Origin of the sequence: Sphingomonas sp. EC-HK361 (assembly GCF_902498785.1) — a bacterium.
Lineage (GTDB): Bacteria > Pseudomonadota > Alphaproteobacteria > Sphingomonadales > Sphingomonadaceae > Sphingomonas.
Genome location: NZ_LR701494.1, coordinates 1,181,777 through 1,193,004, shown reverse-complemented (window position 1 = coordinate 1,193,004; position 11,228 = coordinate 1,181,777). Strand labels below are relative to the sequence as shown.

Annotated in this window: 13 protein-coding genes; 7 read left to right on the top strand and 6 right to left on the bottom strand. The window is 67.0% G+C overall.

Annotation, left to right across the window (positions count from 1 at the left end; all coding sequences use genetic code 11):
- The 5 genes from BOS5A_RS13060 to BOS5A_RS13040 all read right to left on the bottom strand — a co-directional run.
- The coding region (locus BOS5A_RS13060) for a DUF2849 domain-containing protein (RefSeq protein WP_151956001.1) at nucleotides 1-195 on the bottom strand (195 nt) is incomplete at its 3' end.
- On the bottom strand, nucleotides 192-983 hold the full coding sequence (gene cobA, locus BOS5A_RS13055; protein WP_151955513.1) for a uroporphyrinogen-III C-methyltransferase: 792 nt from the start codon (nucleotides 981-983) through the stop codon (nucleotides 192-194). The genes cobA and BOS5A_RS13060, both read right to left, overlap by 4 nt.
- A 70-nt stretch (nucleotides 984-1,053) precedes the next feature.
- Nucleotides 1,054-1,992 carry a DUF808 domain-containing protein gene (locus BOS5A_RS13050; RefSeq protein WP_151955512.1) on the bottom strand — a complete coding sequence of 313 codons (939 nt, stop codon included), beginning with the start codon at nucleotides 1,990-1,992 and terminating at the stop codon, nucleotides 1,054-1,056.
- A gap of 124 nt (nucleotides 1,993-2,116) precedes the next feature.
- Nucleotides 2,117-3,526 carry a succinylglutamate-semialdehyde dehydrogenase gene (gene astD, locus BOS5A_RS13045; RefSeq protein ID WP_151955511.1) on the bottom strand — a complete coding sequence of 470 codons (1,410 nt, stop codon included), beginning with the start codon at nucleotides 3,524-3,526 and terminating at the stop codon, nucleotides 2,117-2,119.
- Nucleotides 3,527-3,588: 62 nt separating this feature from the next.
- Nucleotides 3,589-4,941 (bottom strand): protein adenylyltransferase SelO family protein, encoded by a 1,353-nt coding sequence (locus BOS5A_RS13040; protein WP_151955510.1) that lies wholly within the window; start codon nucleotides 4,939-4,941, stop codon nucleotides 3,589-3,591.
- Between the two features lie 37 nt (nucleotides 4,942-4,978).
- Between BOS5A_RS13040 and BOS5A_RS13035 the strand changes: the two genes are divergently transcribed.
- From BOS5A_RS13035 to BOS5A_RS13020, 4 genes are all read left to right on the top strand, one after another.
- Nucleotides 4,979-5,857, top strand: coding sequence for an alpha/beta fold hydrolase (locus tag BOS5A_RS13035; protein ID WP_151955509.1), 879 nt, complete (start codon nucleotides 4,979-4,981; stop codon nucleotides 5,855-5,857).
- A 36-nt stretch (nucleotides 5,858-5,893) separates the two neighbouring features.
- Nucleotides 5,894-6,646 (top strand): SDR family oxidoreductase, encoded by a 753-nt coding sequence (locus BOS5A_RS13030; protein WP_151955508.1) that lies wholly within the window; start codon nucleotides 5,894-5,896, stop codon nucleotides 6,644-6,646.
- Nucleotides 6,647-6,764: 118 nt separating this feature from the next.
- Nucleotides 6,765-7,880, top strand: a complete 1,116-nt coding sequence (locus BOS5A_RS13025) for a glycosidase (protein WP_151955507.1) — start codon at nucleotides 6,765-6,767, stop codon at nucleotides 7,878-7,880.
- Nucleotides 7,881-8,016: 136 nt separating this feature from the next.
- Nucleotides 8,017-9,147, top strand: coding sequence for a glycosyltransferase (locus BOS5A_RS13020; RefSeq protein WP_151955506.1), 1,131 nt, complete (start codon nucleotides 8,017-8,019; stop codon nucleotides 9,145-9,147).
- 142 nt (nucleotides 9,148-9,289) lie between these two features.
- Here BOS5A_RS13020 and BOS5A_RS13015 read toward each other — a convergent pair whose 3' ends face one another.
- Nucleotides 9,290-9,748, bottom strand: coding sequence for a GFA family protein (locus BOS5A_RS13015; protein WP_151955505.1), 459 nt, complete (start codon nucleotides 9,746-9,748; stop codon nucleotides 9,290-9,292).
- A gap of 257 nt (nucleotides 9,749-10,005) precedes the next feature.
- On the opposite strand from BOS5A_RS13015, the gene rpsL reads away from it, so the two are divergent.
- From rpsL to BOS5A_RS13000, 3 genes are all read left to right on the top strand, one after another.
- Nucleotides 10,006-10,377 carry a 30S ribosomal protein S12 gene (gene rpsL, locus BOS5A_RS13010; RefSeq protein ID WP_019516007.1) on the top strand — a complete coding sequence of 124 codons (372 nt, stop codon included), beginning with the start codon at nucleotides 10,006-10,008 and terminating at the stop codon, nucleotides 10,375-10,377.
- A gap of 107 nt (nucleotides 10,378-10,484) precedes the next feature.
- Entirely contained in the window at nucleotides 10,485-10,955 is a 471-nt protein-coding gene (gene rpsG / locus BOS5A_RS13005; protein ID WP_151955504.1) for a 30S ribosomal protein S7, read from the top strand.
- Nucleotides 10,956-10,985: 30 nt separating this feature from the next.
- A complete protein-coding gene (locus tag BOS5A_RS13000) occupies nucleotides 10,986-11,201 on the top strand; it encodes a hypothetical protein (RefSeq protein ID WP_151955503.1) in 216 nt (71 codons plus the stop codon).
- The last annotated feature ends 27 nt before the right edge of the window (nucleotides 11,202-11,228 follow it).

The window sequence follows — 11,228 nt, the reverse complement described above, 5'->3', positions numbered from 1 at the left end:
GCGGGGGCCTTCGGGGGTTGCGGTCGCATCGATCACATAGGGGCCGTTGACGCGGCGGGCGCCTTCCTCGGCGCGTGCGATCGCCTCGCCCTGATCGGCGGTGTCGGCGGCGTCCTCGACGTGGCGCGACCAGCCGCTTCCCGTCCACCAGATCACGTCGCCGCTTGCGAGATCGTTGCCGGTGAGAAGCTTCATGCGTCCATAACCTCCGCAACTCGCGCCCATCGCGCGAGCTTGTCCTCGGCGTCGGACAGTTCGACGACCTCGCCGACGACGATGATCGCGGGGCTCTCCACATTCTCGCGCTCCACCATCGGGCCGAGATCGGCGAGCAGCGTCTTGATGGCGCGGTGGCCGGCGAGCGTGCCCTTTTCCAGCACCGCGACCGGCATGTCGGGGGCGACACCGTCGGCCATCAGCTTGTCGGCGATGTCGGCCGCGGTCGCGACGCCCATGTAGATGACGAGCGTGCGGCCTTGCCCCGCGAGGCCCGACCAGTCCTGTTCCGAAAGACCCTTGCACTGGCCGGCAACGAAGCTGACCGCGGAGCTGTGATCGCGGTGTGTGAGGGGCAGCATCGCCTCCGCCGCGCAGCCGAGCGCGGCCGATACGCCGGGAACGACCTCGACCGGCAGGCCCGCGGCGCGCACCGCCTCGACCTCCTCGCCCCCGCGGCCAAAGATGAACGGATCGCCGCCCTTCAGCCGCACCACGACGCTGCCGGTCTTCACATGCGCGATGATGAGCGCGTTGATCGCGTCCTGCGGCAAGGTGTGGCGCGCGCGCTGCTTGGCGACCGAGATGCGCTGTGCACCGGCGGGCGCGATATCGAGGACGCGCGGGTCGATCAGCCCGTCATGGACGACGACGTCGGCGCATTTCAGCGCCTCCACCGCGCGAACGGTCAGCAGGCCGGGGTCGCCCGGTCCTGCACCGACAAGGATGACGCGCCCGCGCGCCGCTGGATCGAGGAGTGTCGCCATGCTCGCCAGATGGAACGCCGGGCACGGCCGCGCAAAGCAGCGATCCTTGGCGCGCGCCTAGCGAAACTTGTCAGTGCGCGCCGCGCATCTTCGCGATCTGATGCACTAGAAGCGCCAGAATGCCGCCGGCAACCAGCCCGACGATCCCCGATCCTATCGCGGTGATGATCCACGCGATGACGCCCGCCGCGGCGCCTGCCGGGTGCGCAGCGCCTTCCGCGAGATCATGGATCACATGCGCGGGGCCTGCGAAACCCAGCGTCTCCATTCCGTGGACGAGGATGCCGCCGCCGACCCAGATCATCGCGGCGGTGCCGATCACGGCGAGCGCGCGCATGACGACGGGCACGCCCTTCACCAGGCCGCGGCCGATCGCCCTGGCGGTTGGCGAGTCCTGCTTGGCGAGGTGCAGACCCACATCGTCGGCCTTTACGATCAGCGCGACGACGCCGTAGACGCCCGCGGTGATGGCGATCGCGACGATGGCGAGCGTGATCGCCTGGGTCAGGATGGGGTTGGCGGACACCTCCGACAGCGCGATCGCCATGATCTCCGCCGACAGGATGAAGTCGGTGCGGATCGCGCCCGAGACCTGGCGCGCCTCCAGTTCTTCTGGGGTCGCCGCGCCGTCCGCTACATCGTCATGGCCGTGTCCCGTCAGCACCTCGATGACCTTCTCGGCGCCCTCGAAGCACAGATACGCGCCGCCGAGCATCAGCAGCGGGGTGATCGCCCAGGGCGCGAAGGCGCTGAGCAGGAGCGCGGCGGGGAGCAGGAACAGCAGCTTGTTGCGCAGCGATCCCAGCGCGATCTTGCCGATGATCGGCAGTTCGCGCTGCGGGCTGAGCCCGACGACGTAGCGCGGGGTGACCGCGGTATCATCGACGACGACGCCCGCGGCCTTGACCCCCGCCCTGGTCGCGGCGGCCCCCACATCGTCGAGCGAGGCGGCGGCGAGGCGGGTCAGGCCCGCAATGTCGTCAAGCAGCGCAACAAGGCCGGTGGGCATGGGAGTCCTTTTTGTCTTTTCGTCACCCCAGCGAAGGCTGGGGTCTATCTCTGTTCGATGTGCCATCCGCCAAAGACATGGACCCCAGCCTTCGCTGGGGTGACGGTGACTCGTGTGGCTCCGCTCACCCGTCGCGCAAGCCGATGCCGATCGACGCGCGGGCGGCTTCGGCTTCGTTCGATACGACCGGATAGGCGCAGTAATCGGCGGCGTAATAGGCGCTCGGGCGGTGGTTGCCCGACCAGCCGATGCCGCCGAAGGGCGCGGCCGAAGACGCGCCGTTGGTAGGCTTGTTCCAGTTGACGATGCCGGCGCGGATGTTCGCCCAGAACTGGTCGTAGAGACGCGGCGTCTGGGTGACGAGCGACGCCGACAGGCCGTAGCGCGTGTCGTTCGCCTCCGCGATCGCGGCCTCGAACGTCTCGACCCGGCTCATCTGGAGCACAGGGCCGAACAGCTCGACATCGGGGCGGTCGCGCACGTTGGTCACGTCGATCAGCGACGGCGACAGGAACGGCTTGTCGGCGACGGGGCGCTCGAGATGCTTGATCGGCTGCCCGCCTTTCATCAGCAGCGCGAGGAAGCTTTCGGTCAGCTGATCGGCGGACTCGTTGTCGATCACCGGCCCCATGAACGGTTGCGGATCGTCATGCGGGGCGCCGACGATGATCCGGTTCATCAGTTTCAGCAGCTCGGCGGTCAGCGGCTCGGCGAGCGTCTGGTCGACGATCAGCCGCCGCGCCGCGGTGCAGCGCTGGCCCGCGCTGGTGAAGGCGGACTGGACGATGAGCACGGCGGCCGCGTGAAGATCGGGCGTGTCCCACACCAGGATCGGGTTGTTGCCACCCATTTCGAGCGCGAGGATTTTCTCGGGCTTCTCGGCAAAGGCACGGTTGAGCGCGATCCCGGTGCGGGCGGAGCCGGTGAACAGCAGCCCGTCGATATCGGCGTGCGCCGCAAGCGCGCGACCTTCGTCCGGCCCGCCGACGATCAGCCGGACGCACGCCTCCGGCACGCCTGCCGCATGGAAACATTCGACCAGGAACGCGCCGGTCGCCGGTGTCTTTTCGGACGGCTTGAACACGACGGCGTTACCCGCCAGCAGGGCCGGGACGATATGGCCGTTGGGCAGGTGCGCCGGGAAATTATAGGGGCCGAGCACCGCGAGGACGCCGTGCGGCTTGTGGCGCAGCGCCATCCGGCTGCCCATCGGCGAATCGAGCCGGCGCTGTGCGGTGCGCTCGGTATTGGCGCTCACCGAGATGTCGACCTTGGCGATGACGCTGTCGACCTCGGTCTTCGCCTCCCATAGCGGCTTGCCGGTTTCGCGCGCGATGAGATCGGCAAAGGCGTCGGCGCGCTGGCGCACGACGTTGGCGAAGCGGCGCATCGCCTCGATCCGGAAGGTCAGCGGCTTGGCGGCCCACGCCGGCCAGCCGTCGCGCGCCTCGGCCAGTTCGGCATCGATATCGCTGATCGGATGGCGCCACAGCTCGGCCCCGGTGGCTGGCTCGTAGGAGACGATGTCGGTCATGCGGCTCGCGTTGTTTCGGGCGGGTAGCATCTCTTAGCCATGTTCTTCGACTTGTCGAATAGTCAGGCCAGCGCGGCCCCCATCGCGCGGATTGCCGCGACCTTCCCGTGGAAGGGGCGCCAGTCGTCATCTTCTGCAATGGCGGACCAGATCGCCTCCACCTCGTCGATCAGCATCGCGCAGGGTTCGCCCCGCCAATAGGCATGATCGCGGGCCTTGCGCGGTGCATAGCCGATGATCGCCGCGCGCGCTTCCGCCCATGTCTCATCCTGGGGCAATGCGCCGCCAAACGCGTCGAAGAAAAAGCGGTCGACGCCGATGCCGGAGGTGCGCAGCGCCCGTTCGATCGCCTGGACGAGCGCGCGGTCGGCTGCGTCCTCCTTGGGCGTCACGCCCAGCCGCCACAGGATCGCGTCGCAGACCGCGCGCTGGTAGCGGTCGCCAAAGGTGTCGAGCACCGCGATCATCGGATCGGACTCGGCGATCAGCCGCAGCGAAGAGGCAAGCTGCATCACGTCCCAGTGGATCGCTTCGGGCTGACGGCCGAAGGCGTAGAGACCGGCGTGGTCAAAGTAGGCGGCGACGAACGCCGGGTCCCAGGTCGGCACGAAGCGCCAGGGGCCGTAATCGAAACTTTCGCCGGTGACGTTGATGTTGTCGGAATTGAGCACGCCGTGGACGAAGCCTGCGGCCATGTAGCGCCCGGCGAGCGTCGCCGCGCGCGTCGTCACCAGATCGAGCAGCCGCACCGGATCATCGCTGTCCTCGCCGTAGAGATTGCGCAGCACATAGCCGACGAGCCGCCGCATCCCGTCTTCGTCGCGCTCATAGGCGAGCCGCTGGAAGGTGCCGATGCGGATATGGCCGTGGCTCATCCGCACGAGCACGGCGGAGCGCGTGGGGCTGGGTTCGTCGCCCCGTTCCAGCGCTTCGCCGGTTTCGATCAGCGAGAGGCTGCGCGAGGTCGGCACGCCCAGCGCCTCGAGCATTTCCGACGCCAGCACCTCGCGCACGCCGCCCTTCAGTGTCAGACGACCGTCGCCGAAGCGGCTCCAGGGTGTCCGGCCCGATCCCTTGGTGCCGAGTTCGAGCAGGCGGCCGTCGCGCTCACGCAACTGCGCGAAGCTGAACCCGCGGCCGTCGCCGATATCGGGGTTGTACACGCGGAACTGGTGGCCGTGATAGCGCAGCGCGAGCGGCGCCGGCAGCGTGCCGGGCAGCGGATCGAAACGACCGAAATGCCGGATCCATTCGGCGTCGCTCAGCGTGCCGAGTCCGACGTCGCCCGCCGCGCGATCGTTGCGAAAGCGCAGCGTCGTTTCGGGAAAATCGGCGGGACGGACAGCGTCGTAGAAGGTGTCCCCCAATTCCAGCAGCGCGGCTTCGGGGCGATAGTCTTGCGGGGGCAGGGGCATCCGGCGATATGGGGGGCGCGCGAACCGGGACGCAAGCATGGCCGAATATGAGAATCTCTACTGGTGGTCGAACGACGGGTTGCGGCTCCATGCCCGCGACTATCCGGGCGGGGAAGAAGGGCGCCCGCCGATCGTCTGCTTTCCCGGCCTGACCCGCAACGCGCGCGACTACCACGACGTGGCGAGTCGGCTCGCGGGGAAGTGGCGGGTCATCGTCGTCGAGTTTCGGGGCCGGGGCGAGAGCGCCTATGCCAAGGACCCGATGACCTATGTTCCGCTCACCTATGTGCAGGATGTCGAGGCGCTGCTCGCCGATCAGGGCATCACGCGCTACATCGCCTTCGGCACATCGCTCGGCGGCATCGTGACCATGCTGCTCGCGGGCACCGGGCGCGAGACGATCTCAGCGGCGCTGCTGAACGATGTCGGGCCGGAGATCGAGGCGGCGGGGCTGTCGCGGATTCGCGGCTATGTCGGCAAGTCGAGCGTCTTCCCCACGTGGATGCACGCGGCGCGCGCGATCGCGGAGAGCAATGCCGACGTCTATCCCGACTGGCAGATCGCGGACTGGCTCGCGATGGCGAAGCGGCTCTACCGGCTCAACAGCGCGGGGCGCATCGTGCTCGATTACGACATGAAGATCGCGGAGCCGTTTCGTGTGCCGGGCAACGAGGCGGGGCCGGACATGTGGCGCGCGCTGGATGCGCTGAAGCAGATTCCGACGCTGATCGTGCGCGGTGGCCGCTCCGACGTGCTGTCGCAAGCGACGGCGGAGCGGATGGCGCGCGAGCTGGCGCGCGCCGAACTCGCGGTGGTGGCCGGTGTCGGCCACGCGCCGACGCTCGACGAACCGGTGCTGCACGCGGCGATCGACCGGTTGCTGGAGCAGGCGGTGAAGGAACCCGCGGCGGCGTGACGCGTCCTCTCCCGGACATTCATCCGGGAGCCCTGCATGACCGATCTTTCCGACGCGCATACCGCCATCACCTCGCTGAAAGGCAAGCGCGTCGCGATCACCGGCGGTACGACCGGCATCGGCCGCGCCATCGCGGTCCTGTTGGCGAGTGAGGGCGCGAAGGTCTTCATCTGCGGGCGTGACGCGCAGCATCTGGCCGACGCTCTGGCGCGAATCCGCGAGGTCGGGGAAGGCGACGGAAGCGCGATCGATCTGGCCGAGGAGGAGAATGTCGGCCGCTTCTTCGAGGCTGCGACCGACTATCTTGGCGGGCTGGACGTGGCGGTGGTCAACGCCGCCAAATCGGCCGAGGGGCTGACCGACATGAGCGAGGCGGAGCTGCGCTATACGATCGGCAGCAACTTCACCGCCTATCTGCTGAGCGCGCAGCACGCCGCGAAGATCATGAAGGATGCGGGCGATATCGTCCTGATCGGTTCGATGAGCGCCTATGTCCTCGGCCCCGGATCGACGGTGTATGCGGGGATCAAATACGGCATCCAGGGCTTTTCGATCGCGCTGCGCCGCGAACTCGGCAAGCAGGGCATCCGTGTGGCGCTGGTCGAACCCGGCCTCACCGGTTCCGACATGCAGACCGATCCGCCCGAAAAGCAGCGCGAGAAGATCGCTAAGGAAGAATCGCTGCGCGCCGAGGATATCGCGGTCGGGGTGCATTACCTCCTCAGCCAGCCGCGGCGCGCGGTGGTGCAGCAGCTGACGATCTCGCCGCGGATGCAGGACGAGGAGTGAACTCGAATTTGTACCCCCGCGAACGGGTACCCCACAAAGTATTACTTTGCGGGGGCCCCGAAGGCGGGGGTCCAGTCTGCGTTCCCGCCTTCGCGGGAACACATCAAGGGAGCTGTTTTTGACCTTCCCTCTCGACCACCTGATCTTCACCCCGAACGACATCGATCTCGCCCGCTCTCCGCTGGCCGGAAAGCTGGACGCGGAGACCTACATCCTCGGCGCGTTTAACCCGGGCATGACGCGGCTGCCGAACGGCAATCTGCTGCTGATGATCCGCGTGGCGGAGGCGCTCAGGACACCGATCGCAGGCGGTAATGTCCACGCGATCCGCTGGGCGGATGACGGCTATAATCTCGATCCCTGGCCGCTCCAGCTCGTCGACACCGCCGATCCACGCAAGTTCATGATGCGCGGCGGCGGGTGGAAGGTCATGGCGCTAACCTCGCTCTCCTGGCTGCTGCCGGTCGAGCTTGACGCCGACGGCCGGCGCGTTGAAGCGGTGCATTACGACAAGGCGATCACCCCGCGCGCGTCCTACCAATGCTACGGCGTCGAGGACGCGCGGATCAGCAGGGTCGGCGACCGTTATCTGATGACGACCTGTTCGGTCAGCCCGGAACGCCATTCGACGACGCTCTATACCTCGGTCGACGCGCTCGACTGGCACCTCGAAGGCATCGTCCTCGATCATCAGAACAAGGACATGCTGATCTTCGAAGGCCTGATCGAGGACGAATATTGGGCGCAGACCCGCCCGCTCGGCGACCTGTATTTCGCCTATCCGCCGGGCAGCGAGTGGCGGGCCGGCCCGTCGATCAACCTCGCGCGCTCGCCCGATGCGCTGCACTGGAAACCGCATGACGCGCCCGGCATCCGGCCGCACGCCGCGACCGCCGCCACCGCGCGGATGGGGGGCGGCGCGCCGCCGGTGCTGACCGACGATGGCTGGCTGACCTTGTGGCACGGCGTCGAGCCATCAGGGATCGTCGGCATCTATCGCACCTACTGGTCGCTGCTCGACCGCGACGATCCGTCGCGCGTCGTCCGCAGCGATCACGCGCCATTGCTGGAGCCGAACCCGGCGCTGACCGAGCCGCTGAAAGACCAGATGTATCTCGACAATGTCGTCTTCACGACGGGCATCGCGGACGGGGGCGATCACTGGGTCGTGGCGAGCGGCGAGGCCGATCTGGTGTGCCGTATCACACATGTGCCGAAAGACCGCTTCGGCTGATGGCGAGTGAGCAGGTGTGCTCCCGCGGAGGCGGGAGCCCAGGCTCGCGGAGCGATCGCTGACGGGAGTCTGGATCCCCGCTTTCGCGGGGATACCGGTGCTTCAATTTCGCGCGGAGAGGCCGTAGGCAGCGGCGATGCCCGTCAACATCCTCCACCTCCACTCCACCTTCGATCTCGGGGGGAAGGAGGCGCGCGCGGTTCGGCTGATGAACGCGTTCGGGGATGCGGCGCGGCACACGATCGTCTCGGCAATGCCCGACAATCTCGGCGCCCGCGCGCGGATCGAGAAGGGCATCCGATACGAGATCGCGCAGTCCGCGCCCTCGCTTACCGGCAAGCCCTCGGTCGCGCGCTATGAGGCGCTGGCGCGCTACATGCGCCGCTTCGACCTCGTGCTCACCTATAACTGGGGGGCGATGGATGCGGTGATGGCGCGCCGCATCTTCGCGAAGGGCGCGCCGCCGCTCGTCCACCACGAGGACGGCTTCAACAGTGACGAAGCCCGCGGGCTGAAGCCGCAGCGCAACATGTATCGCCGCCTCGCGCTGGGGGCCGCCCATGCGCTCGCGGTGCCCTCCGAATCGCTAGAGTGGATTGCGCTCAACACCTGGAAGCAGCCGCGCGGGCGCGTTCACCGCATCGCGAACGGAATCGCGACCGGTCTCTATGCGAAGCCGTGCGATCCAAAGGCGATCCCCGGTTTCGTGCCGAACGCGAAGGAAATCGTGATCGGCGCCGTGGCGGGGCTGCGCGCGGTGAAAGACCTGTCGACATTGGTCCGCGCGGTCGGCGGCGTTTCGGCGCGCACGCGGCTGGTGATCGTGGGGGAGGGGCCGGAGCGCGAGACGATCCGCCAGGCGGCGGCTGCGATGGGGATTGCCGACCGGCTGGTGCTGCCGGGGTTTCTCGAGCGGCCCTACCGTTTTGTCGGCCTCTTCGACATGCTTGCGGTATCGTCCCAGTCCGAGCAGTTCCCGATCTCTGTCGTCGAGGCGATGGCGGCGGGGCTGCCGATCGCGAGCTTCCCGGTCGGCGACGTGCCGAAGATGGTCGCGCCCGAAAACGCGCCGTTCATCACCGAGCATATGGGTGAGGTGCGCCTGCGCGACGCGATTCAGGCGCTTGCGGGCGATGCGGACCTGCGCAAGCGCGTCGGCGCGGCCAATCAGACGAAGGCGCGCGCGGAGTATGACGAGGCGACGATGATCGCGCGCTACAAGGCGCTGTATGAGGACGCGCTGGGGCGGCCGGGGGCGCTGGGTTGATCCAAGCGGCTGGAGCGCTGACTGACTCCGTCACCCCAGCGAAGGCTGGGGTCCATGTCTGGCCGTTGTGCCACGCGATAGAGACATGGATCCCGGCCTTCGCCGGAATGACAGGTGACGGGTGACTTGTGCCAGATGACGTTCAGGTCGCGTGGAGCGCCGCGAACTCCGCCATCAGCGGCTGATAGGCCTCCATCGGCGGGAACTGTGCGAAGCTGTGGCGCGCGGGGGTCGTCACCCAGGCCAGCTTCTCGTCGGTCCAGCTCTCGACGAACGGTTCGAACCAGTCCGTATCGTCGAGCATCGTCGCGCGGACGTTGACGAAACCCATGTCGGGCTCGACACGCGTGAAGACCCAGCTCTTGCAGGCGTCGCAGTGCTGGTGATGCGCGGCGCCTTCGCGGAGGCCACCGCGGACCGTCTCGCCCTCGGTCAGACGGAAGCCGGCGGTCGGGACCATGACGGTCAGCGAGAAGGCGCTGCCGCTCATTCGCTGGCAGCCGGTGCAGTGGCACGCCATCGACATCATCGGTGCGGCGTCGATCCGGAATCGCACCGCGCCGCAGCGGCATCCCCCGTCCATCGGCAAGGTCCAGCTCATGGCATCGCATCTCCCTCTCGATCGTCCCCGCGCTAGCCCGGGCGCGCGGGAAAGGCCATATGCGCCGGCATTGACCGCGGGGCGGGGCTTGCGTATAGGCGCGCCCGTCCACCACGGCTCCGGCCCGACGCGGACATGCTTGAACATTGCTGGTGCTTCAGGGCCCGGGATGCCGCAAGGTCGCCCCACGGCTCCCTTTTTGCATTTCCGGTTGTGACGGCGTCAGCAAAGTAACCCTATGAAAGGTGAAGGCTTCAATGCCTACGATTAACCAGCTGGTCCGCAAGGGCCGCGATCCGCAGAAGGCCAAGTCGAAGGTCCCTGCGATGGAGCAGAACCCGCAGAAGCGCGGCGTCTGCACCCGCGTCTATACGACGACTCCGAAGAAGCCGAACTCGGCGCTGCGCAAGGTGGCAAAGGTTCGCCTGACCAACCAGCGCGAAGTCATCAGCTACATTCCGGGCGAAGGCCACAACCTGCAGGAGCACTCGGTGGTGCTGATCCGCGGCGGTCGTGTGCGCGATCTTCCCGGCGTGCGCTACCACGTCCTGCGCGGCGTTCTCGACACGCAGGGTGTCAAGGATCGTCGCCAGTCCCGCTCCAAATACGGCGCCAAGCGTCCGAAGTGATTTCATCCGCTTGCGGGTGAAATCATCCCGGCGCAGGCCGGGATCCAGATCAAAAAGTAAGCCCCGGACGGGTTCCGGAACAGGCTGAAGTTTAGAAGGAATTACTGATGGCACGTCGTCGTCGCCCAGAGAAGCGCATCATCCTGCCGGATCCCAAATACGGTGATGAAGTCCTCTCGAAGTTCATGAATTCGGTGATGCTGGACGGCAAGAAGGCCGTTGCAGAGAACATCGTCTACGGTGCGATGGAAACCGTCGAGACTCGTGCGAAGCGCGATCCGCTCGGCGTGTTCCATGACGCGCTGAACAACATCAAGCCGGGCATCGAGGTCCGTTCGCGCCGCGTCGGCGGTGCGACCTATCAGGTTCCCGTCGAGGTGCGTCCCGAGCGTGCCCAGGCGCTCGCCATTCGCTGGCTGATCTCGGCCGCGCGTTCGCGCAGCGAGAACACGATGGCAGCGCGGCTGTCGGGCGAGCTGATGGATGCCGCCAACAACCGTGGCAACGCGGTGAAGAAGCGCGAAGACACGCACCGCATGGCGGAAGCGAACCGCGCCTTCTCGCATTATCGCTGGTAAGCGATTATATAGGCGACAAGGAGCGCAGCGATGGCAACCCAGCACGATCAAGGCAGGCTTGATCTCGAGGAGCAGATTGTTCGCATCTCGAAGCTGGTCGAGGACGTTGTGAAGTCGCAAGCGGAAACGCGAAAAATCACGGCGGAAACGGAGTTCATGCCCCGCGCAATGATTTTTCAGGCCATGCTTGCGACCGCCGCCCTGATTGGGGCTGGTGCGGCAATCGCAAAGCTTTTCTTTCCCTGAGCGCTTTTGCGTCCAGGTCAAATCCAA